General features: G+C 60.8%; 16 protein-coding genes and 2 pseudogenes. 7 read left to right on the top strand and 11 right to left on the bottom strand.

What is annotated here, in order from left to right:
* Window positions 1-121: 121 nt before the first annotated feature.
* The 6 genes and pseudogenes from yghU to E5S69_RS07920 all read right to left on the bottom strand — a co-directional run bounded on the left by yghU (window position 122) and on the right by E5S69_RS07920 (window position 5642).
* A complete protein-coding gene (gene yghU, locus E5S69_RS07940) occupies window positions 122-985 on the bottom strand; it encodes a glutathione-dependent disulfide-bond oxidoreductase (protein WP_058697610.1) in 864 nt (287 codons plus the stop codon).
* Between the two features lie 48 nt (window positions 986-1033).
* Window positions 1034-1690 (bottom strand): glutathione transferase, encoded by a 657-nt coding sequence (gene yfcF, locus E5S69_RS07935; protein ID WP_058697609.1) that lies wholly within the window; start codon window positions 1688-1690, stop codon window positions 1034-1036.
* A 40-nt stretch (window positions 1691-1730) separates the two neighbouring features.
* The gene (locus E5S69_RS07930; RefSeq protein WP_058697608.1) at window positions 1731-2831 is read right to left on the bottom strand and encodes a Gfo/Idh/MocA family protein; all 1101 of its coding nucleotides are present in this window, start codon (window positions 2829-2831) and stop codon (window positions 1731-1733) included.
* A gap of 239 nt (window positions 2832-3070) precedes the next feature.
* Entirely contained in the window at window positions 3071-4291 is a 1221-nt protein-coding gene (locus E5S69_RS07925; protein WP_058697607.1) for an MFS transporter, read from the bottom strand.
* A 164-nt stretch (window positions 4292-4455) separates the two neighbouring features.
* Window positions 4456-4644 (bottom strand): annotated as a pseudogene (locus tag E5S69_RS32880) (PLP-dependent aminotransferase family protein); the annotation flags it as partial.
* A complete protein-coding gene (locus E5S69_RS07920) occupies window positions 4629-5642 on the bottom strand; it encodes a transcriptional regulator GcvA (RefSeq protein ID WP_233528046.1) in 1014 nt (337 codons plus the stop codon). The pseudogene E5S69_RS32880 and the gene E5S69_RS07920, both read right to left, overlap by 16 nt.
* A gap of 290 nt (window positions 5643-5932) precedes the next feature.
* On the opposite strand from E5S69_RS07920, the gene E5S69_RS07915 reads away from it, so the two are divergent.
* On the top strand, window positions 5933-7612 hold the full coding sequence (locus tag E5S69_RS07915; RefSeq protein WP_058697606.1) for a sigma-54 interaction domain-containing protein: 1680 nt from the start codon (window positions 5933-5935) through the stop codon (window positions 7610-7612).
* A 195-nt stretch (window positions 7613-7807) separates the two neighbouring features.
* On the opposite strand, the gene E5S69_RS07910 is transcribed toward E5S69_RS07915, so the two are convergent.
* Both E5S69_RS07910 and E5S69_RS07905 read right to left on the bottom strand, forming a co-directional pair.
* A complete protein-coding gene (locus tag E5S69_RS07910; RefSeq protein WP_058697605.1) occupies window positions 7808-8461 on the bottom strand; it encodes a DsbA family protein in 654 nt (217 codons plus the stop codon).
* A 15-nt stretch (window positions 8462-8476) separates the two neighbouring features.
* A complete protein-coding gene (locus tag E5S69_RS07905) occupies window positions 8477-9145 on the bottom strand; it encodes a DsbA family oxidoreductase (RefSeq protein ID WP_058697604.1) in 669 nt (222 codons plus the stop codon).
* A 240-nt stretch (window positions 9146-9385) separates the two neighbouring features.
* Here E5S69_RS07905 and E5S69_RS07900 point away from each other — a divergent pair, with 240 nt between their 5' ends.
* The 6 genes and pseudogenes from E5S69_RS07900 to lpdA all read left to right on the top strand — a co-directional run bounded on the left by E5S69_RS07900 (window position 9386) and on the right by lpdA (window position 15351).
* Window positions 9386-10588 (top strand): FAD binding domain-containing protein, encoded by a 1203-nt coding sequence (locus E5S69_RS07900; RefSeq protein ID WP_081050232.1) that lies wholly within the window; start codon window positions 9386-9388, stop codon window positions 10586-10588.
* Between the two features lie 240 nt (window positions 10589-10828).
* Window positions 10829-11941: an alkene reductase gene (locus tag E5S69_RS07895; RefSeq protein ID WP_058697603.1), complete on the top strand. Its 1113-nt coding sequence runs from the start codon at window positions 10829-10831 to the stop codon at window positions 11939-11941.
* 304 nt (window positions 11942-12245) lie between these two features.
* Window positions 12246-12614, top strand: coding sequence for a DUF2917 domain-containing protein (locus E5S69_RS07890; protein ID WP_058697602.1), 369 nt, complete (start codon window positions 12246-12248; stop codon window positions 12612-12614).
* Window positions 12615-12776: 162 nt separating this feature from the next.
* A complete protein-coding gene (locus E5S69_RS07885; RefSeq protein ID WP_058697679.1) occupies window positions 12777-13445 on the top strand; it encodes a gamma-glutamylcyclotransferase in 669 nt (222 codons plus the stop codon).
* Window positions 13446-13554: 109 nt separating this feature from the next.
* Window positions 13555-13767: pseudogene (locus E5S69_RS32270) on the top strand (biotin/lipoyl-containing protein); the annotation flags it as partial.
* 168 nt (window positions 13768-13935) lie between these two features.
* Window positions 13936-15351 carry a dihydrolipoyl dehydrogenase gene (lpdA, locus tag E5S69_RS07880; protein WP_058697678.1) on the top strand — a complete coding sequence of 472 codons (1416 nt, stop codon included), beginning with the start codon at window positions 13936-13938 and terminating at the stop codon, window positions 15349-15351.
* A gap of 70 nt (window positions 15352-15421) precedes the next feature.
* Here lpdA and E5S69_RS07875 read toward each other — a convergent pair whose 3' ends face one another.
* The 3 genes from E5S69_RS07875 to E5S69_RS07865 all read right to left on the bottom strand — a co-directional run bounded on the left by E5S69_RS07875 (window position 15422) and on the right by E5S69_RS07865 (window position 22149).
* The gene (locus E5S69_RS07875; protein ID WP_058697601.1) at window positions 15422-17167 is read right to left on the bottom strand and encodes a glutamine--tRNA ligase/YqeY domain fusion protein; all 1746 of its coding nucleotides are present in this window, start codon (window positions 17165-17167) and stop codon (window positions 15422-15424) included.
* A 174-nt stretch (window positions 17168-17341) separates the two neighbouring features.
* Window positions 17342-18532 carry an FAD binding domain-containing protein gene (locus E5S69_RS07870; RefSeq protein WP_058697677.1) on the bottom strand — a complete coding sequence of 397 codons (1191 nt, stop codon included), beginning with the start codon at window positions 18530-18532 and terminating at the stop codon, window positions 17342-17344.
* Between the two features lie 197 nt (window positions 18533-18729).
* Window positions 18730-22149, bottom strand: a complete 3420-nt coding sequence (locus E5S69_RS07865; RefSeq protein ID WP_081050230.1) for an adenylate/guanylate cyclase domain-containing protein — start codon at window positions 22147-22149, stop codon at window positions 18730-18732.
* Window positions 22150-22406 lie beyond the last annotated feature (257 nt).

Below are 22406 nucleotides of genomic sequence, written 5' to 3'. Positions count from 1 at the left end.
CGTTCGGGATGCCCCGCCGGCCGCTCCTCAAGATCAGCAGGAACATCAGCAACCCCGCCAGCAGGAGCGACGAGTGACCACAGTACTTCTCACACGCTTCCTGGCATGAACCCGGACGATCTCAGCGCACCGCCCCCAGCTTGTCCTGTGTTCGGGTCTCAAAATCGCTGGCGTCATGGCGCTCATGCAACTGGCCGGCAGCCTCTCCGCTCAAGCGGTTGACCATGCGGCCCCGCTTTACCGCCGGCCGTTCCAGAATGGAATCAGCCCAGCGCCGCACGTGCCGGTAGTCTTGCACCGACAAGAACTCGGCGCCGTCGTAGAGCCAGCCATTCACCAGTCCCCCATACCACGGAAATGTCGCGATGTCGGCAATCGTGTATTGGCCGCCTGCCAGGTATTCGGTTTGCGCCAGCCGCTGGTCGAGCACATCGAGCAAGCGCTTGGCCTCCATGGCAAAGCGGTCGATTGCATACTCGATCTTGGTCGGGGCATAGGCATAGAAGTGTCCGAATCCGCCACCGACATAAGGGGCGCTTCCCATTTGCCAAAACAGCCACGACAGACATTCGGCGCGCGCGGCGGCGTCGGTCGGGAGGAACTCGCCGAACTTTTCGGCCAGATAAAGCAGGATTGCCCCGGACTCAAAGATTCGCAAGGGCTCAGCGCCGGAACGATCGACCAGTGCCGGGATCTTCGAGTTTGGATTGACCGCGACAAAACCGGTGCCGAACTGCTCGCCCTGGCCGATCCGGATCGGCCAGGCATCATACTCCGCGGCGGCGTGACCCAGCACCAGCAACTCCTCCAGCAGGATCGTTACCTTCTGGCCGTTCGGGGTAGCAAGCGAGTACAACTGCAGCGGATGACGGCCGACCGGCAACGCCTGTTCGCGGGTAGCGCCGGCAATCGGCCGATTCAAACTGACACCGCTCCTGTTCCAGGTCCAGACTTTGGGCGGCATGTAATCGGGAGGATTGTTCATTTCGTCACTCCGGGTGGCAACGGGTCTGTCGATGTCACACCGGCAGATTCACTCATGCCTGTACACAGGCAGCGGGTCGGGAGCCGGCCGTTTCAAATTGATCCAGCGTTGCACGGACGGTCGTTGCCACTGGTGCCCAGCGTAGTCGACCAGTCGTTGCGGAACAGGATCGCCACTCAGGATCAGGCGATTGAGCATGATGGCCAGCTCCAGGTCGGCCACACTCCATTCACCGAACAGTTGTGGCGCGCCGGCAGGGACCAGCCTGTCAGCGATGGCGAACAGCTTGTTCGCAGCCTCTTCTGCTTCGCTATCCAAGGGCTCTGCCCAAGTCTTGCAGAAGAGCCTGTCCGACGTACGGGCACGCCTGAGCGGCATCAGGTCCGTACGCAGCCACGACTGGACCTGCCGCGCCCGCGCCCGCTGCTGCGGATCTCGGGGATATAGCGCTGTCCCCGCGAACACCTCGTCGATGTACTCCGTAATGGCGGAAGACTCGGACAACGCGAATTCACCATGGACCAGAGTAGGCACCTTGCTTGTCAGTGACGCGGCTGCATAGGCGGGCGTATGCTGCGCTTTCCTGCCGAGGTCGATGGTGCATAGGTCAAATGGCAACCCCTTCTCGTGCAGGGCAACAAACACCGGCATTGCAAATGGGCTGACGAAGTTAGCATCTACGTAGAGCTGCAATCTGGCAGACATATGCAGATCCCTCCTCTCGGCTTGGCGAGCTTGGCTGAATTCAGGACAGCATGATGGAGACGCCGCCAGCGTTGGCGGATTCCAGCAGCGCATCCAGGACGCGCTGCGTTTTCTGCGCCACCTCTGGCCAGAACGGATCGCGTTTACCCGACAGGACGAGTTCGGCGAACGTCCGGTACAGGTTCGACTCCTGCGCGGTCGTGTGGTTGTTGCTGTACTCCGGCAGCGAGATCGTACGCTCGTGTTTCTCCAGGTTGAAGAAGCATCCGTTCCCGCCGAAGCTGTCGTTGCCTACCGTAAACGAGATCTCATTTCCGTAGTGCGGCAATACAAAGTCCTTCAGGTGCAAGTAGCCATTCAATCCGCTGATGTAGGCCCACTGCTGGCGGCTGGTGTTGAAAGCGTTGTAGAGCGTCGCCGAAACCCCATTGCCAAAGAACAGTTCACCCGAGAATTCGACAGGCGTCACACCTGAGCCGTCGGGTCGTTGCACGCCTTGCAGGATGCGGCCACGCACTTCAACAGGCAGGTCGTAGTTCAGGGCGAAGAGGATAAGCCGAATGTTGTACCAACCCACATCACCAAGGCAGCCGGCTGGTTCCGTCAGGCAGTTGCGCTGAATCCATCCGTCATCTCCAATGAAGCTGAAATGCGTGGCAATACGGCGAATCTCGCCAACACTGATGCCGTCATCAAGCACTGAGCGCATCGCCTGCAAGCGCGTCGAGTGCTGGAACATGACGCCGTCCATTACCTGCACGCCGGAGGCGTTGGCCGCATCGATGATCCGCTGCAGGTCGGCCGCCGTGATACCGCAAGGCTTCTCGATCACGATATGCTTGCCTGCCTGCGCCGCTTTGACCGCCCATTCGGTCCGGACGGCGGTCGGAAGCGGAATATAGAGGGCGTCGATGTCCTGACGCGCGATCAGCGCCTCGTACCCTTCGACTGCTTCCACGGCGTAAGGCGTGGGCACCGACGCCTGACATTCATCGATGAACCGTTGTGCGCTCTCAGCCGAGCGGCTACCGACCGCGACAATACGGCTGTTACCGGCATTAATGATTGCATGCCAGTTCTTCTTTGCGATGCTCGCAGAGCCTAGGATGCCCCAGTGGCAAGTTCCTTCAGCGGTGGTCATTACCCGCGTTCTCCTGATGACTAGGGATGTACAGATGATAGCCATGCCGTCTGCGCCGGCAAAATGAACTTTCTTTGTCGTCTTGTGAGTAAAACTTGACCATCGATGATTGCGTGGAAGACTGGGCCATGTGCGTTCGGTACAATGGAAACGCGTACTGCCTGACAGGCCTGCACGAACGATAATGCTCGCGAAGTCGTCAAACTGCGCGAGCGTGGGCAATCAGTGAGTTCGTCGTTCTAGCGGCTGTGACACTGAACATTGGAAACCAGACGCTGCGCGGCGAAAGTGAGCGTACCAGCGATGGCAGCCATGAGGATCGATAGTCCAATCAGAGACGCGTCAAGCCCCAGCCGGTCTGCTGCAACCCCAAGACCAAGCACGGGAACAATGCCGCCGAGATAGGCAATAGTGAAGAAGGATGAAATCATTCCTGCCCGGCGCACAGACGTCGTCATGGCATTGACGACCAGCAGAGCGGACATGAAGGTAAGGCCCTGACCGAATCCACCGAGTACATCGCTTGCGATGAACAACAACCCGGAGGAAAACTTCACTGATGCTGCCAGCATCGCCAGGGCGGCGGTCACGAGAAGGGAACCCACCACAAGCCCTCTTTTAGGATCGATCCCAGTGAACGTAACTTGAGCAGCCGCTGATGCCGCAAAGAGCATGGCGACCCCAATGCCGCCAACGGCCGGCCCGTCCCATGGAAGAAAGGTATCAAAGAATGAAGGCGCCAGTGATGCAAAGAGACTGAAAAGGGTGTAGCCAATAAACGCGATGACCGCCACCGTGGCAAATTGCTTGACCTGATGCATGTCGGGCAAATGAAAGCGTAGACGCGGAAAGAAGCCGGCGATTGTTGAAGGTTGCCCGTGTCTCTGGCTGCCCAATGCCACAAGAGCCAGCAACAGCGCACCGCCCAGCACGCCGTAAGGCAGGTGCAGCGGGAATGGCAAGTCTTGCGCGATAAAACCACCAACCAGTGGTCCTAGGCCTAGGCCGACAATGGTCATCAATGACCCGATCGATGAAGCTTGCCTCAGTCGGTTTGGCGGCGAAGCCGCTACCAGTCCGGCCGTCGCTGACGTGGAAGCAATGCCTGCGGCGACTCCGATTGTGAAACGCCCGATCGAAAGAATCAGAAGATCCGGAGCGACTCCGGAAAGGACGAGTCCGGCAAGTGCGAGTGTCGCTGCCACCCGCAACGTCCGGATATGGCCAAGATGGTCGCTGAGATGACCGAGAAACAGCAATGCCAACAGCGTGCCGACCATGTAAGCGGTATAGGCAATCGTCACGCCGCCCGGCCCGATATGAAACACTTCTTCATATATGGGATATAACGGGCTGGCGACGGTTGCACCGGCCATGATGGCGCTCAGCGTGTAGGCCATGACAAGGAACTGCGTGTTGGCCCAGCGACCGCTGGTTCCTGAGTGTGTTTGCGTGTCCATTCCGAATTTCCCTGGTATCTGATCTGGTGACCAAGGATAGTCCGGCGACTCTGCGCGGTGAATGACGGTGGCGTGCAACGCTGCGTTGCATCAAAGGCAAGGCGTGATGCTCTGGCCGCCCGGCGCCGCGTAGTGCTTTGGCAGCATTCGGGACCAGCTCCGGCCCCTGGCGTCGGCCTGCGCTCCAGTAATGCTGCCAGTTTGCGCAATGCCTGCGATAACTGTGCGCGGTCCTGGGCGCCGCCCAGCGAAATGCGGATTGCATTCGGCGGATTGGAGCCTTCCCAGAATCCATCGGAAGGCGTTACCCTCAGGTCCTCCGCCAGCGCCGCCTGTGTCAGCTGATGCGTTGATCAGTATCCTGGCTCGGGGCTTCGCGGCTATGCTCCTTCTTTGCTTGTCGCATCACCTCACCGGCTTTCCCCGCTTTCCCCACAGCGTGCGGGCTTCGCGCGTACATCGCCTGAAATTGCCGAGTTTCCTCATGTAGCCACTTACGCAGCGCCTGGACCCTGAATGTCTCCAGCAAGGGTTGGGGGCAGATGAACCAATAGGCCCACGGGCTAGCCGCATCGATGTCGAACAAGCGGACGAGGCGTCCATTGACGACGTCCTGCATGGCCAACGAGCGCCGCACCAGCGCAACGCCCTGACCATCCATCGACGCCTGTATCAGGTGCGACGCATCCTGATACAGCACGCCGCGTCGCGGTTCTGTCCATCCTTCCAGGCCCGCGGCCAGGAACCAGGCCCTCCACATCTCGTAGTCGTGGCGTAGTAAGGTCACGCCAGCCAGGTCTTCAGGCGTCTTTGGCAAGTTCCCGCCATTGAACGTTGGGGCACAGGCCGGGAAAAAGACCTCGTCGAGCAGCGGCTCGACGAATAGCTCCGGATAATTGCCGTCCCCGAAACGCAGCACGACATCGACGTCATCACGGTTGAAATCGGTGAGCGTATGCGTGGACTGCAGTTCGACGTCGAGTTCGGGGTACTGCTCGATGAAGCGTCCAATGCGGGGCGTCAACCAGCGCGCGGCAAACGATGGGAGCAAGCTGATCACAAGACGCTTTTCGCGATCACCCGAGCGCATCGACTCGGTTGCCGACGCGATATCGAACAGAGAAGACCGGATTTGTTCCGCATAGCGCCGCCCGCGATCGGTCAACGTTATTCGCCTGCCATCCCGCTTGAACAGCGCGATGCCAAGGTCGGCTTCCAGTGAACGGATCTGATGACTGACGGCACTGTGGGTGACGAACAGTTCTTCCGCAGCCCGCGAGAAGCTCTCCAGGCGGGCTGCGGCCTCGAATACCTTCAGAGAGCTCAGATTTGGTAGTTGTCGCAAGTCCATGACGGGTCCTGGATGCACATGGTCAGTCTGCACGCCCAACATCAATGATCAGATTCTACCCAGCATCTACGGCCACACATTGGTGATCGATCGATTACATATGGTCAGAATGCGGAGTGAGGCTCCCATCGCAGGGTAGTAATTACCCTAACACTCTGGCACCGATGTTAATTTTCGCACGATAATTAATAGGCCGCACCGCTCAAAGCAGCGGGCGGCCGGCAACGCCCGGCAATGGCAATTGACGCAGTGGAGTCCATGACGGCGACTCGTGACCATGGTGAGAGACAATGAAGCGTGAAGCAGAAGGCATCCTCGTTCTCGATGCGGACGGGACCATGAAGTTCGCCAGCGGACTCGGGCACGACGCCTTGATCGCGGGTCACCTCGTCCGCCTTTGGCAGGACCGCATGCGGACTCCTCTCAAGCGCGTGTCTGCCATGACCGATTTGGAACACCCCATGACAATCGCCGCCATTCCATCACGGGACGCGGTGTGCTTCCTGATCTTTGCCTTACAGGAAGCCAACGAGCTGAGCGAATTCCTGGCGACTGTCGACTCGGCGGAAGACATTCTTCGCCACTTCATCACCGATCCCTACAAGGCCATGGTGGTGGTGGACACCGCGGGCAAGATCACGTACATGAGCCCGGTCCATGAACGGTTCTTTGGCCTCAAGCGCGGCGAGGCTCTGGGTCGGCATGTCACCACCGTGATCGAGAATACGAAGCTGCAAGAGGTCGCGGTGACTGGCAAAGGTCAGGTTGGCCAGCTACAGGAAATGAACGGCATCAAGCGCGTGGTGTCGCGCCTGCCGGTCCTGGATCGCAATCAGCGTGTCGTTGCCGCGATAGGACAGGTGATGTTCAAAGGGCCGGAAGCGATGCAGGCAGTGACGACCGAGTTGGCGCAAGTTCGTCAGGAACTGGATTTCTACCGCCGAGAGCTTTCCGGCATCGGAAATCGTACCTACGGGCTGGATCAGATTGTCGGGAGCAGCGACGCGGTGCGCCGGCTCAAGGAAGACATTCTGCGCGTGGCACCGCTGGACGTACCCGTCCTGCTAGCGGGGGAAAGTGGCTCGGGCAAGGAGTTGGTTGCCCATGCCATCCATATGCTGAGCCCGCGCAGCGACAAGCCACTGGTGCTAGTAAACTCCGCGGCGATGCCGCCGAACCTGGTGGAAAGTGAGCTGTTCGGGTACGAGCCCGGCGCCTTTACGGGCGCAGATCGCAAAGGGCGCAAAGGCAAGTTCGAAGCCGCCGATACCGGTACGCTGTTCCTGGATGAGATCGGCGACATGCCGGTCGACATGCAGGTCAAGCTGCTTCGGGTGCTGCAGGATGGGCAGTTCGAGCGTATCGGCGGGGAGCGGGCGCGGCATTCCGACTTCCGGCTGATTTCCGCGAGTAACCGCGATTTCAGTGCCATGATCGCCAAGTCAAGCTTCCGCCTGGATCTGTTCTATCGCATCAGCGCAGTGACATTGCGCCTGCCCGCTCTGCGTGATCGGCTGGAGGATATCCCCGAGTTGGCCGACAAGTTCCTGGAGGCGTTTGGCACCCGCCATGGTGCGCCAAAGAAGGCGATTTCCGACTCCGCAATCCGCTTCCTGCAATCTTGCGCATGGCCGGGCAACGTCCGGCAATTGCAGCATGCTATCGAACGGGCTGCGATCTTCTGCGACGGCCCGATTCTTTCCATCGCAGATTTCGGCAATCTGGAAAGCGCCGATTCGGTGCTGGCAATGGGCTCCGTGAGTAGCCTGCCACGGAACGGCGAGAACGCCAACCCGGACATGCGCAAAGCAATGGAGCGCGTCGAGTCCGAGATGATCCTGGAGGCGATGCGCCGTACTGGTGGCAACAAAAAGCGCGTTGCGGAAGAGCTTGGCATCTCGCGTTCGTATCTCTACAAGCGACTCAGGCTTATGGAGGATGCATTGACCAGCGAGCTCGCGACAAGATAGGGACAATCCGCTCTTTGTCGCTCGACAAGCCGTTTGTACAACGCCTTGGCCGATAAATGCCCCCAACCACTGTCTGTCGGGCTGACTACTAGTTGGCCCGAGGGGCAGCGACCTGCATGCGGCAAAGGAATTGCCTTGCAAAGTCGCCGCCCAAGGAGAGGCTGCTCAGACTTGCGGAGCGCGCCTTCCTTGGCGCTAGGTTTTCGAAGGCGTCAGCATGTCTGCAAGCGCTTTGCGGAACTGCTCTGGCTTCCCGAAATACCGGCCCAGGTGAAGCCTCGATACTTTCCCGTCCTGCTCAATTGCCAGGGTCGGGTAGCCGCGCCCATCCAACGCATCAAGAAAGCCTTGCGTATTCTTGAAGTGTTCATCAAGGCCGAGCGTAGCCGCTTCGTAGGCGCTGGTAAATGCCTTCGCATCCAGCCCGAGTTCGACGGCAATGCGCACCAGTTCCTCTGGGTCGGAAATATGCTTGCCTTCCACGTAATAGGCTGTCTGGAGCCGCTTTAGCATCTTCAGTCCCGCGCCGGCCAGCGACTCCGCAGCGAGCATCGCTGCTGTCGGCGGCCCGGAATCGAGCTTGACGTCATAGTCAAACTGGGTGCCTTGCTGATATGCTTCGCCAAACTTCAGCCCGCTCAGCGCAGTGATGCGCTCCTCGTGGGGACGGACGAAGTCGCGCCACTCAGGCGACATCATCTGCGCCTGGGGTCCAGCCAGCATGCCCCCGCTATGCGGGACCACCTTCAGGCCGGGCATCTCGTCCGCAACGCTCACGAGAGGTGCGAGCCCGTAGCACCATCCGCAATAGGGATCATAGACATAGTGAAGGGTTGCTTGCTTGTCCATTTCAGTTCTCCAGGTTCAAAGCGTCTCGAGTGCAGCAGATGTTTTGGCAGAAGCGGCTTGCAGGGCCTGCTCCATCACTGCCGGCGGTTGCGCACCACCGATCATTGCATCGCCGATCCGAATCGTCGGCACTGAGCGGACCCCACTCAGGCTCGCGCGCATCTCCTCGGCAATGACTTCAGCCTCCCCTTCCCCGCTCACCAGGTAATCGCGCACGGCCTTTTCGTCAAAGCCGACGGATGCTGCCAGCGGCGCCAGCACATCGATTAACCCGATGTTTTCGCCACGAGAGAAATACGCGGCGAAGATCGCCTCGAACAAGCCCTCGACCATAGTCGCACTGCCGGTGCGCTGAGCAAACGCCATCAGGCGGTGCGCGAGCCGGGTGTTGGGAGTGATCGCCACTGCGTCGTAGTTGAATGCCAACCCCACCCTCTTGCCTACAAGGGCGACCTCCGCATCCATGCTTTGGGAGCGCGACCAGCTGCCAAACTTCGCGGTCCGGTACGCCTTGCGGTCGACGCCGGCCTTGGGCATATCCGGATTGAGCTCGTAGGGTGAATAGGAAATCCTGGGCGCGACCTCGCTGTTCACGCGTTGCGTCGCGAGCTTGAGGTTCTGATGGCCGATCCAGCACCACGGGCAAATGAAGTCATAGGTGACCTGGATTTCAACGGGTTTCATGACCACTCCATGCGATTGATGATGGAGCTAGGTTAGGCTGTGCCGGCAATGAACAGAATGGCATGGCCGTGCAAACCTGCATTGCTCGTGCCACAACGCTGCGTGCAAGGCGGTTCTCCAACTGTCGTGGAGAATGTGTCCTTGCCTTCCCCGCAACACAGCCTTGCATTGCCACCCCATTCTGGATTCGGGCAGGCGCTTCTACGATTCACGCCATCCAATCGCAAATCGGAGCAACACATGGACGCGAATCGATCCTCGAATGCCCAGCCGCTGGCGCCCGCCGAGGGCAGGCCAACCATATCTGCGGGGAATCCGCGCAAGGCCCTGATCGCCGGCGGTTCGCTGGGCGGGCTGTTCATGGCGACCGCGCTGCGCGCCGTCGGGTGGGACGTGGAAGTCTTCGAGCGCTCTCCCTCAAACCTCATCAGCCGTGGGGGCGGCATCGTTCTACAGCCGGAAGTGCTGCGCGCCTTTTCATTTGCAGGCATTGTTCCCGACGGGGCCTTAGGCGTGCGATCCCACGACAGGCTCTACCTCGACGAAAGCGGAGACGTGATTCAGCGGCAACATTCCCCGCAGACTCAGACTTCCTGGAATACGCTCTATTCCACACTGCTCAAGAACTTCCCCAAGGAGCACTATCATCGGGGCGCCCAGCTCACCGGCGTCGAGCAGGACGAACATGGCGTATACGCCACCTTCTCCGATGGGCGCCGGGAAACCGGCGACTTGCTGATTGGCGCGGATGGGGCGAACTCTGTTGTGCGCAAGCTCATGCTCCCCGATGTGTCGCCGACCTATGCGGGCTATGTTGTATGGCGCGGATTGATCGAAGAAAATCGACTGCCTGAAGCCGCAAAGCCACTGCTTTACGAGAACTTCGTGTTCCAGCACGACCCAGGCTCCATGATGCTGCAGTACATGGTGCCCGGCGTCGACGGTTCGACCGCCCCGGGTCACCGTCGTTACAACTGGCTTTGGTACCTGAAGGCCGAGCCAGGCGCAGAGCTCGGCGGCGTGCTGACCGATCGCGAGGGGAACCGGCGCAGTCATTCTGTTCCGCCCGGGTCGCTTGCGGCCGACCAGGAGGAGTGGATTCGACAGATGGGCGCCAGTCACGCCAATCCGGCATTCCAGGCCCTGATCGAAAGCACCCAGGATATCTTCGTCCAGGAGATTCAGGACCTGCAGGTGCCGCGCATGCGGTTCGGTCGAGTCTTGCTGACGGGCGATGCGGCGTTCATCCCGCGTCCCCACACCGCAGGCAGCACGGCAAAGGCCGCCGCCGACGCCGTCTCCCTGGCGAAGGCGTTGGACGGTGTCACCAACCTCGGGCGCGCACTGCGGACCTGGGAGCAGGACCGTCTAGAGCAAGGCATGCAGATGACTGAATGGGGAATCGGCATGGGCAACCGCATCATGAGCATCGCGCGACACTGAATCCACATGCTTCGACAGACGGAGATGCCCCACAGGGCGTGGCCGTCTGTCGTGGCTGTCCTCCTTGGCCACACACAGCTTCCGGATTGCTGCCCACGCAACGCAATCTTGCGTCGCACTCCGATTCTCTTCAAACAGGTTGGCGCCTAACCTTTAGGAAATCTCGAACGAGATTCAAGCGCAAGCAGAGCACGAACAGTCTCCCGCTGATCGATCCATTCCGACTACAGGAAAACCACCATGACCAAGCATCTCTTCAATCCGATTCGTCTCGGCAACCACACCCTGGCCCACCGTGTCGCCATGGCACCGCTGACCCGTTCGCGTGCCGGCCAGCCGGGCAACCTCCCGACCGCGATGAACGTCGAGTATTACCGCCAGCGCGCCGGCGCGGCGCTTATCGTCACCGAGGCAACCCAGATTTCCCAGCAAGGCCAGGGCTACGCCTGGACACCGGGAATTCACACCGAGGAGCAGGTCGAGGCCTGGCAGGCCGTCAGCAAAGCGGTTCACAACGAGGGCGGCACGATCTTCCTGCAACTCTGGCATGTTGGACGCGTGTCGCACCCGGTCTTCCAGCCGAATGGGGCGCTGCCTGTCGCGCCCAGTGCCCTGCCGGTTCCTGGCAAGACATTCATCATCGACGAGCATGGCAACGGCGTCTGGGGCGATGTTCCTGTTCCTCAGGAACTGACTGACAGCGGAATTCGCGACATCGTCGAGGACTACCGGAAGGCAGCCCTCAACGCCATCGCTGCGGGGATGGACGGGGTCGAGATTCATGCCGGCAACGGGTATCTGCTCGACCAGTTCATCAACTCCAACAGCAACAAGCGCACCGACGCCTACGGCGGCACGATCGAGAATCGAGCCCGTTTGCTTCTGGAGGTGGTTGACGCCATCAGCGCGGAAATTGGCTCGTCACGCGTTTCGGTACGGCTAACGCCCATGGGCCGCTTCATGGGCATGGGCGACGATACGCCCGAGGCTACCTTCGGCTTTATCGTCCGGCAGCTCAACAGCCGCAAGCTGGCCTACCTGCACCTGGTCGAGCCTGCGATGGTCGGGACCGTCAAGGACGAGAACTTCGATCCCCGCTGGGACGCGATCATCCGGCTCCTGCGTGCGGAATACAGCGGCGTGCTGATGCTCGCCGGCGGCTACGACAGTGAGAGCGCGGAACGCGCACTGGCCAGCGGCCGCGCCGACATCATTGCCTTTGGCCGCCCGTTTATTGCCAATCCGGATCTGCCGGTACGCCTGAAGGAGAACCTCGCCTTGAACACGCCCGATGCCAGTTCCTTCTTTGGCGGCGGTGCCAACGGCTACATCGACTATCCGACAGCGGCATGAGCTGGACAAGCAGATACGGGGATTGATTGAGTGGACGTCGGCCTGTACGCGGAAGGGCGCCACGTTTTGGCACTGCCACAGGCCCATTCTCTCCTCGTTCCCCAATCGCACGAGCACTTTTTTATGTGAGGAAAATTATCAACAACTGGAAACATATTTCGTTTTGCCAGCGGCCGAGCGATCTCTAGAATTCGCTTGACCGGCGCACCAACTTTTCTGCTTTTCCGCCCCTTGATTGTCTAGTCAGAATGGACGCAGCACAGCTCCGGCAACAACGCCACAGGGGGCGGACAGGAGATCCATCATGCAAGCTTTTCTCACAAAGACAGAGTTCGCCCTGAGGCCTGGCGAAGTTACCACGCTGTCGATACATGCGGCACAGCGCCTCCACGTGGACGAGGCCGCAGGTACCGACCTGTGGATGACACGCGAAGGTGATCCAGAGGACTACTGGCTCGATAGTGGCGAAGACCTGCTGCTGCGGCGCGGGGACCAGATAACCCTTAGCGTAGACCCGCGCGCCGGCGACGCCGTCCGGCTGGAACTAATCAGTGAAGCGGACCGTCAGGCAGCGACCCTGGCCGATTTTCCGCACCTGCTGCACCGCTTTGGACGCAAACTGGTGCGAGGGACGGCATGGACTCCGGGCAAGGACCAAGTCGGGGCAGCCTGAGATCGAATGCGGGCAGTGTCCTTATGAAAGACACTGCCCCCGGGTGTCCGCATCTCCAAGCAAGGGCACGGCGAAAGTCCCAAGTTCCAACTGGCCATACTGGCTGCTCTCCGCGGCAGAAGTTGCCAGCCGGCTGCCATGACTCTCCGTGAAATGCACCCCATGGGCAATCTGACCCGAAAAGATCTTGTCGACGGCAGTATCCGCAGCAGACTTGCCATGCCTGCTGACCTGTCGTGGACCGACGCTGCTCTCGAGCAATCGCTTAATGCAACGCTCAATGCGCGCCTCGCTGGTTCGATTTGGGTCTTCGCCTATGGTTCGTTAATCTGGAACCCATTGATCGCCTTCGACGAGCACCGGACTGCCACACTCGAAGGATGGCGCCGCAGCTTCTGCATTCGCTCCATATCTGCGCGTGGTACGCCGGAGCAGCCGGGGCGCGTGCTTGGCTTGGAACCTGGCGGGAATACGCAAGGGGTTGCGTACCGGCTGCCCGACGATCAGGCGCTGAACGAATTGCGCCTCCTGTGGGCAAGGGAGATGTGCAGCGGAGTGTATCGGCCGATCTGGAACCCGCTGGTGCTCGAAAATGGCGAGAAGGTGCAGGCCATTGTCTTTGCCGCGAACACCGAACAGGCGCTTTATGAAGCCGATGCATCGGTACCTACCGTTGCACGGCTTGCGGCGAAGGCAGCCGGTGTATTCGGATCTAATGCGGACTACATACTGGGACTCGACACAGCCCTGGCGGACCGCGGCATTTCGGACCAGTACGTCTCACAGATAGCGCAGAGCATGAGGAGATTTCAGCGGACATTGACGGCCTAGAGCGGGCATCGCGGCTGAGATCACTCCTCCGAGACAAGTCGCTACCCGTCAAGGGTAAGCTCGCCTAAACTGAAAAACCCTCGCCACGCAAAAAACAAGGGAAGAGCACATGGCCGCGATCGAAGTGAAAGTGCCCCAACTCTCTGAATCGGTTTCGGAGGCAACACTGATTCAGTGGAAAAAGAAGGCCGGCGAGGCCGTCCAGCGTGACGAGATTCTGGTGGAACTGGAAACGGACAAGGTGACACTCGAAGTGCCCTGTCCGGCCAACGGTGTGCTGGCCAAAATATTCCAGCCCGATGGCGCCACGGTACATGCCGACGAAGTGATCGCGCTGGTTGATACGGAAGGCAAGGCAACCGTGGCTGCCCCTGCTGCCTCCGCACCTGTAGCGACGCCCACGTCAACGCCGGCTCCCACATCAGTCGCTGCGCAGGTCAACACGACTGCTGGAGGCGGCGCACCCGCTTCAGCCAACGCTGATTTTGACGTGATCGTGATCGGTTCCGGCCCAGGCGGCTATATCGCGGCGATCCGCGCAGCACAGCTGGGAAAGACCGTGGCCTGCATCGAGGAATGGAGAGACGGCGCGGGCAAGCCCCGGCTCGGGGGCACCTGCCTGAACGTCGGCTGCATCCCGAGCAAGGCGCTGCTCGCGTCCTCGGAACACTTTGAACATGCGCTGCACGGGCTCGCCGAGCACGGCGTAAAGGTCAAGGAAGTGGCGCTGGACCTTGCGCAAATGATCAAGCGAAAGGCTGCCATTGTTGACAAGTTCACGGGCGGTGTCGAATTCCTGTTCCGCAAGAACAAGGTGACCTGGATCAAGGGCCATGGCAAGTTCAAGAGTCGCGGCACCGACGGCGTGATCGCCGTGGAAGCGATCGAAGGCAACGACACCAAGACAGTCACGGCACGTAACGTCATCATTGCGACAGGCTCCAAGGCGCGTCATCTGCCTGACGTTCCCGTCGATAACAAGATCGTGTCGGATAACGAGGGCGCGCTGTCGTTCGACACAGTCCCCAGGAAGCTCGCGGTGATCGGTGCGGGCGTTATCGGGCTTGAGCTTGGTTCGGTGTGGCGGCGACTCGGCGCCGAGGTGACCCTGCTCGAAGCGCTGCCAACTTTCCTTGGGGCGCTCGACGAGTCCGTGGCGAAGGAGGCGGCCAAGCTATTCAAGAAGCAGGGACTGACGATCCATCTTGGGGTCAGTATTGGCAAGATCGACGCGAGCGCCAAAGGGGTCAGCATTGCCTACACGGACAAGGACGGCGCCGACCAGAAACTTGATGCGGATCGCCTGATCGTGTCGATCGGCCGGGTCCCCAATACCGACAATCTCGGACTGGACACCGTGGGCCTGTCCTCCGACCCGCGCGGCTTCGTTCCAGTTGACGATCAGTGCCGCACGTCCGTGCCGGGGATCTACGCAATTGGCGATGTAGTACGCGGCCCGATGCTGGCCCACAAGGCCGAAGACGAAGGCGTCATGGTTGCGGAAATCATTGATGGGCAGAAGCCGCACATCGACTACAACTGCATTCCGTGGGTAATCTATACGGAGCCGGAAATCGCCTGGGTGGGCAAGTCCGAGGCCCAGTTGAGTGCCGAAGGACGGGAGGTCCGAACGGGCCAGTTCCCGATGATGGCTAATGGCCGCGCACTCGGCATCGGCCGCCCGGACGGTTTCATCAAGATGATTGCGGACGCAAAGACCGACGAGCTGCTGGGCGTCCATATCATTTCGGCCAATGCCTCGGACCTGATCGCCGAAGCCGTGGCTGCGCTCGAGTTCAAGGCAGCGTCGGAAGACATCGGCATGATCAGTCACCCGCATCCCTCGCTATCCGAAGTCATGCGCGAAGCAGCGCTTGCGGTGCAGAAACGGGCGCTGAATATGTAGCGCTGCGCTCAACAGGGCGCTCGGGGCGGAGACCCCCCCTCGAGCGAAGCCGTAGTGGTCTCCTCGGCGCTTACCTGCCCCAGCTGTCCTTCAGCCCGACGATGCGGTTGAAGACCGGCTTGCCCGGCTGCGAATCGACGCGATCGGCGACGAAGTAGCCGTGGCGCTCGAACTGGAAGCGGTCTTCCGGCTTTGCCTCGCGCAGGCTCGGTTCCAGGTAGGCCGTGATGACCTTCTTGGAGTCCGGGTTCAGGGCCTCGAGGAAGTTCTTGCCGCCGGCATCCGGGTTCGGGTCATTGAACAGGCGGTCGTACAGGCGCACTTCGCACTCGTAGGCCGCGGCGGCGCTGACCCAGTGGATCACGCCCTTGACCTTGACGCTGTCGGCGCCCGGCGTGCCGCTCTTGGTGTCGGGCAGGTAGTTGGCATGCACGGCCACGACGTTGCCGTCGGCGTCCTTGTCTACGCCGGTGCACTCGATCACGTAGCCGTACTTCAGGCGCACCTTGTTGCCCGGGAACAGCCGGAAATAGCCCTTCGGCGGGGCCTGGTTGAAGTCCTCGCGCTCGATCCACAGCTCGCGCGAGAGCGGGAACACGCGCTTGCCCAGTTCCGGCTTCTTCGGATGGACCGGTGCCGAGCACTCCTCGGCCTGGCCTTCGGGGTAGTTGTCCAGGATCAGCTTGAGCGGCTCAAGCACAGCCACGCCGCGGGCGGCGCGGGCATCCAGGTCATCCCGCACGGCGCCTTCGAGCGTGCTCATGTCGATCCAGCTGTCAGCCTTGGCCACCCCCAAGCGATCGCAGAAAAGCTGGATGGCGTCCGGTGTGTAGCCGCGCCGGCGCATGCCCACGATGGTCGGCATGCGCGGATCATCCCAGCCGCCCACGCGTTGCTCGTCCACCAGCTGCTTGAGCTTGCGCTTGCTGGTGATGGCATAGGTCAGGTTCAGGCGGGCGAATTCATACTGGTGCGGCAGCGGATCGTGGAATATGCCGGCGTTCCGCAGGTGTTCCAACACCCAGTCATAGAGCGGGCGGTTGTTCTCGAACTCGAGCGTGCACAGCGAATGGGTGATGTTCTCCAGCGCATCGGAAATGCATTGCGTCATGTCGTACATCGGGTAGATGCACCACCTGTCGCCAGTCCGGTAGTGGCGCGCGTGGCGGATGCGGTACAGCACCGGATCGCGCATCACGACGTTCGGCGCCGCCATATCGATCTTCGCGCGCAGCACATGCTCGCCATCCTGGTACTTGCCGGCGCGCATATCACGGAAGAGTTGCAGATTCTCTTCGACGCTGCGGTCGCGATACGGCGACGGCTTGCCCGGCTCGGAGAAGTTGCCACGGTTGGCGGCAATCTGCTCGGCGCTCTGGCTGTCCACGTAGGCGACACCGCGCTCGATCAGCGTCTCAGCAAAAGCATAGAGCTGATCGAAGTAGTCACTGGCGTAATACAAGTACGGCGAGCCGCCGGGCTGTCCGTTGTCCCAGGAAAAGCCGAGCCAGCGTACGGCATCGATAATCGCGTCGACGTATTCGAGGTCTTCCTTGACCGGGTTGGTATCGTCAAAGCGCAGATGGCAGCGGCCGCCGTAGTCGCGCGCCAGGCCGAAATTCAGGACGATGCTCTTGGCGTGACCGATGTGGAGATATCCATTGGGCTCGGGCGGGAAGCGGGTGATGACCGTCGGCAGCAGATCGCCTTGCACGTCCCCGCGACCGGCGTACGTGCCAGCGGCGAGATCCTGATCGATGATGCTGCGCAGAAAGTTGGAGGCGACTGGCGTGTCGCTGGATTTGGCTTGGCTCATGGTGGTGCCGCAACGGGTGCGGCTTCGAATGCTCGGGGCGGACTATCTGAGTCTAGCTTGAGAGACCGCCTGGCGCAGGAGGCCTCTCTTCCCTTGTTGGCCAAGACCACCGACTGGTCCGCATGCCTTGGTCCAATAGACGCTTGGAACCAACGGGCCTAGTCTGACGTGAATTCAACCACTTACCGCGGCGCGTCGATGAAAAAGCAGATAGTTTCCAGCCTCTACGCCTTGTCGGCGAAGCACCTTGCCAATCGCGATCTGCTCGGGTTCCCAACGCGCCAACGCTGCCGGCACATCATCCGGCGAGCCTTGCAACGCATCGGCCAGGGCCAGCGCATTCGCTGCGGCCTTGGAGGTGCTGGCCGCCGTGTGGGGGCGGGGGATCGACGCGGCGTCGCCCAATATGACAACCCTGCCCGACACCATGTGCTCGGACACCAGATCGCGGATAGCCTGGGCAAAGGGCTGGGCTGTCGCTTCAACGATGTCGCGGAAAGGCGGTGGCAGTAGCGCTCTGGCATCGCGCTGGATATGAGCCAGCCAACGTTCATCTAGCATTCCCTCGGGAATGGAGTAGCCCCGACGGTGACCTTCTCGGTCAGTCATGATCTCGCCTAGCAGGCGATTGTCAGCAACGCGGTACCAGACCCAGTTGTAGAGCCTGTGTCCCGGACGCACATCATTGTTCTCGCCCGGCACTAGATAGCCCAGGATATGCGAACCCGTATTGTTGGCAAAGCCGAAATCGCCAAGCAGCATTTCCCGCGCAGTCGACGGCATCTCGTCCTCAGGAACAAGTCCGCGCCAGGCGAGATACCCGGCGTAGGTTGGCACGCGGTCCGGCCAGAACTGTTGGCGTACCGCCGAATTGCCGCCGTCGGCGCCAATTAGCAGGTCACCGGTTTCGCTAGAGCCATCAGCGAAATATGCCGTGACAGTGCCGGCTTGCTGATCCTGCTCGATCCGCGACAGGGTCTTCGCCCGATGGTAATTTGCATCGCCGAAGGCCGCTTTCAGAGTTGTATAGATCAGCGACCAGGACGTCTGAGTCTGGGGAGCGTATTGCTTGGACTGGATCGAGCCGTCCGGGTGAAAGACCGTGCGATGTGCGGAACGCACGCCAAGGTCGACGGTACTCAGGTCAACGCCGGTACGGCGGAAGACCTCGACCACATCCGGTTGCAGGACAATGCCGCCGCCGCGGCTGTCGAGATCATGGGCGGAACGCTCATATATGTCGACGTTCCAGCCTATGCGGCGAAGCAGATTGCCCACGAAAAGGCCGCCGAGCGAACCACCGATAATCAGAGCCCGGCGCGCCGGGTGGGCAGGGCGGGGAGTGGGTGTGAGCTGGGTGTCCATGAGCATCTCCATGTGATGGCTATACTTTGGAGCCGCCACACAGACATGACAATCCAGCTGATCTGGGTAATTGCTTTGCGTCCCACGCAACGATAAGCCGATAAGCGGGAAGTCAGCTTGCCAGCACGGACCATCTTGTACAAAAAGCTGCCTTTGCGCGTGACGCAACGTTCAGTTGCGCATCAAACCTATTCCCGCTATGGCCCATCGATCTGCGCCAATTCGTCAAGCAGCGCTTTCGCTTGGCTCAAGTCGGCAGTCTCGAACCCCTCGGTGAAGAAGCCATGAATCTCAGTCAAGATGTGCAAGGCTGGCTCCCGCTGGCCCTGTTGTTGCCAAAGACGAGCCAGGCTCAGTATGGCGCGAAGCTCAGGAGATTTTGCACCGCGGTGGCGCGCCACTGCAATTGCCTGATGAAAGCACGCTTCTGCTTCCTGTAGCCCCGGCGACTCCTTAGACTGACCACCCTGATGACGAAGGGTCAATTCTCCCTTGAGGCGATGCAGTTCCGCCTCGTAATAACCCTCTCCCGTCCCCTCCACTACCGAGAGCGCCCGGTCCAGCGCTTTCAGCCCAGCCTGCACCTGTCCGGCGTGCCCGTAGGCTGCGGCAAGCAGCCCCAGAAAGTACGACCGACCCAGAGCCGCCCCTGTGGCCTGGTAGGCTTCCAGACCCTGAAGTATCTCAGCGATCCCCTCCTCGCCGTGCCCCTGCTCTGCCAGTGCCCAGCCCCGGAGGATGGTTCCCCAAGCCCGGTACAGCGGAAACCCCTGCTCGGTCGAAAGCGTGATTGCCGACTCCGCGTACTCCCGGGTCAAACCCGCTTCAAGTCGAAACTGGCGAAACATGGCCGTGGTGACCAGCGTGAAGGCCAAGCCAAGCGGGTGGGAAATCTTTTGGGCCAGGGCAAGTGCCTCTTGGTTTTTTTTGCAGGCCTGATCCGGATAGCCCAGCTGCCACAGACTCAAAGCCGCGAAGTCCAGGGCGCGGACGCCCGGATCCAGACCGTAGATGAAAGCATGCGCACGATGCAGTTCGGGGTCGTAGAGGGCAAGCGCCTGCTCCTGATGAGCACGGGCGGGAACGAACTCCCCTTGCCAGAATGCGCTCCCCCCAAGTCCGCAATGGGCCTCCACAAGCAGTTCCGGATCCTGGGCATTCCGGGCAACATGGAGGAACTGCTCACCTATTTCCCTTGCGGTCTCGTACTCCGCTCGCAACTGATAGATCAGCCGCAGTCCCTGTTGCACCGGGAAAAGTTGGGGAGTTTCCCCAATCTGCCGACACAATGCGAGCGCGCGCGTATAAGTCGCTTCCACCTCCGCGGCGGCGTAACCCCTCGTCGCCATCAAGGCCGGCCCGAGCGTAACCTGCACTGAGAGTTCCTGGCGGCCCCGTTCCGGCGAATCGGGCAGGCGCCTGAGCAGGTCAAGGGCCGCGTTCAGGTGATGAACCGCTTCAGAATTGGATGAGCGCTGGAGGGCCTGTTGCCCCGCGCAGTGCAGGTATTGCACCGCTTTCGGAATATTGCCGCTCAGGCTGTAGTGGTGAGCCAGTACGCTGCAATAGTCCATCAACCGGGAGGGGTAGAACGCCTCGATAGCTTGGGCCGTGCGTTCATGTAGCGCAATGCGCTGCTCCGTAAGCAGGGAGCGGCCGGCGACCTCCTGCGTAAGGCCGTGCTTGAACGAATACTCCACCTCAGGGAAGGCTGGCAGCTCGTAGATGAACTCGCCAGTCTCGAGGCGGGATAGTAAACGACGAAGCTCATCTTCCGGCTGCCCGACAACCTGCCGAATCAGGCTCAGAGGGAACCCTTTGCCAATCACCGCAAGCGTTTGCAGCAGCGCCTTCTCCGCCAGGGGAAGCCGGTCGATGCGGGCGGCGAGCACCCCTTGCACCGTTGTCGGAATGTGCAAGCTGGCGGGCGTCTTCTCGATTCGGTAGTTTCCGGGCACGCCCAGCAGCGCCTTCTCCTCGGCCAGTGTCTGGACTACCTCCTCGATGAAAAACGGATTGCCCTCGGTCTTTTCCAGGATTCTCTGCTTGAGAGAGGCGAGTCCGGGATCATCGCCCAACAGGGTACTGAGCAAACCCTGCGCTTCGGCCGGCCCCAAGGGCGCCAGCACGAGTTGGGTGTGGCGGCACTTTGGGCCCCAAGTCGGTTGGTACTCGGGCCGGTAGTTCACCAGGAGAAGGATGCGGGCATCCGCCAGGCGCTCCGCCAAGAATGTGAGGAACGCCTCCGTCTCGGCGTCCAGCCATTGCAGGTCCTCGAACAGGAGCTCGATCGGCTGATTCAGGCTTTCGCGCACCAGCAGGCGCGTGATCGCATCAAAGGTACGCTCGCGCCGGATACTGGCGTCCATGTCGCCCAGCGCCGAGCCTTGCTCGTTGATACCTAGCAGATAGAGCAGGTAGGGCACCAGATCCTCCAGACCGCGCTCAAGCGTGAGGACCCTACCGGTAACCTTCTCCCGACACTCCCGCTCCTCATCCTGCGCATTAATCTGGAAGTAATTCCTCAAGAGTTCTATCAGCGGCAAATAGGCAAAGGCCCTGCCGTGAGAAACCGAGAAGGTTTCCAGCACAAGGCAGCCGCGCTGCGAACGCGCCTTGAACTCGTGGAACAGTCGTGACTTCCCTATCCCGGCCTCGCCCACCACGCCGACGATCTGGCCCTGCCCCGCCGCCGCTTCCCTGAACGCGTGGTGCATATGGTCCAGTTCAGCCTGGCGGCCCACGAACCGGGCCAGGCCCCGATGTGCCGCCACCTGCAGCCGGGTCCGCAGCGGGCCGAGGCCCAGGACCTCGTAGACATCGAGCGGCTTGGGGATTCCCTTGACCTGAATCGCCCCCAATGCCTTGAAATCAAAGTATCCATCGGTCAATCGATATGTCGATTCGCTCACCAGGATGGACGAGAGCGCGGCCATCGACTCCATCCGGGATGCAATGTGAATCGTATGCCCCACCGGGTCGTAGTCGGTACGCAGGTCGTCCTTGCGGATCGAGCGGACCACCACTTCGCCCGTGTGAATGCCAACCCGAATTTGCAGTGCAATACCCCGTTCCAGGCGAACACGGTCGGCATGGCGGCGCATCGCGTCCTGCATGCGTAGTGCCGCATACAACGCTCGCTGAGGATGGTCCTCATGGGCAATCGGCGCACCGAACAGCGCCAGGATCCCGTCGCCCAGGGACTTGGCGACGTAGCCCTCGTAGTGATGCACGGCCTCCATCATAAGTGCCACCACAGGGTCAATGAGATGGCGTGCTTCTTCGGGATCCAGGTCGTGGATCAACGCAGTCGATCCGGCCATGTCGGCAAACAGCGCCGTGATCGTTTTGCGCTCGCCCGCGCTCTCCCCCCTGGCCTCCAGCGTTGCCTGTTCGGCCAGGATGCGCTCGGCCAAGTGGGGTGGCGTGTAATGAACCGGGGCAGCAGACTCCGCAAGCGGGGTTGCACTTAGAGACGCGCCACACTCACTGCAATACTTGGCTGTTGGGCTCGACTCGTGGCCGCAGCGTGGACAGACGCATGTCAGCTTGGCGCCGCATTCTTCGCAGAATTTTGCCGCTATGGGATTCTCGAACCCACATTTTGTGCAGCGCATATAACCTCTCGACCACTCCGGCCCGCCTTATGGGCCATTAGACGCCCAATTGATGCCGGTATCAATCAGTGCTCGGGTGCCCGAAGGATCGGCTGCGGCCCGCAGACCCAGTCGAAGACCACCCTGCTCTGCGAGAGACAAGCCGAAAAAGCCCGTCACTTGAATACGGCAATGCTATGACCGAGTTTCACAAGACAATGACTCCTCAACAAAGGCGCGAACTGCAGGGGAAAGCTCTCGCTTCCGGCTAGCGATTG

Origin of the sequence: Cupriavidus necator (assembly GCF_013141915.1) — a bacterium.
Lineage (GTDB): Bacteria > Pseudomonadota > Gammaproteobacteria > Burkholderiales > Burkholderiaceae > Cupriavidus > Cupriavidus necator_B.
This window is presented reverse-complemented; position numbering and strand designations above follow the sequence as displayed.

Coding starts and splice junctions, on each gene's coding strand:
- yghU (WP_058697610.1), bottom strand. CDS start 985: ATGAACAATCCTCCCGATTACATGCCGCCCAAAGTCTGGACCTGGAAC.
- yfcF (WP_058697609.1), bottom strand. CDS start 1,690: ATGTCTGCCAGATTGCAGCTCTACGTAGATGCTAACTTCGTCAGCCCA.
- E5S69_RS07930 (WP_058697608.1), bottom strand. CDS start 2,831: ATGACCACCGCTGAAGGAACTTGCCACTGGGGCATCCTAGGCTCTGCG.
- E5S69_RS07925 (WP_058697607.1), bottom strand. CDS start 4,291: ATGGACACGCAAACACACTCAGGAACCAGCGGTCGCTGGGCCAACACG.
- E5S69_RS07920 (WP_233528046.1), bottom strand. CDS start 5,642: ATGGACTTGCGACAACTACCAAATCTGAGCTCTCTGAAGGTATTCGAG.
- E5S69_RS07915 (WP_058697606.1), top strand. CDS start 5,933: ATGAAGCGTGAAGCAGAAGGCATCCTCGTTCTCGATGCGGACGGGACC.
- E5S69_RS07910 (WP_058697605.1), bottom strand. CDS start 8,461: ATGGACAAGCAAGCAACCCTTCACTATGTCTATGATCCCTATTGCGGA.
- E5S69_RS07905 (WP_058697604.1), bottom strand. CDS start 9,145: ATGAAACCCGTTGAAATCCAGGTCACCTATGACTTCATTTGCCCGTGG.
- E5S69_RS07900 (WP_081050232.1), top strand. CDS start 9,386: ATGGACGCGAATCGATCCTCGAATGCCCAGCCGCTGGCGCCCGCCGAG.
- E5S69_RS07895 (WP_058697603.1), top strand. CDS start 10,829: ATGACCAAGCATCTCTTCAATCCGATTCGTCTCGGCAACCACACCCTG.
- E5S69_RS07890 (WP_058697602.1), top strand. CDS start 12,246: ATGCAAGCTTTTCTCACAAAGACAGAGTTCGCCCTGAGGCCTGGCGAA.
- E5S69_RS07885 (WP_058697679.1), top strand. CDS start 12,777: ATGGGCAATCTGACCCGAAAAGATCTTGTCGACGGCAGTATCCGCAGC.
- E5S69_RS07875 (WP_058697601.1), bottom strand. CDS start 17,167: ATGAGCCAAGCCAAATCCAGCGACACGCCAGTCGCCTCCAACTTTCTG.
- E5S69_RS07870 (WP_058697677.1), bottom strand. CDS start 18,532: ATGGACACCCAGCTCACACCCACTCCCCGCCCTGCCCACCCGGCGCGC.
- E5S69_RS07865 (WP_081050230.1), bottom strand. CDS start 22,149: ATGCGCTGCACAAAATGTGGGTTCGAGAATCCCATAGCGGCAAAATTC.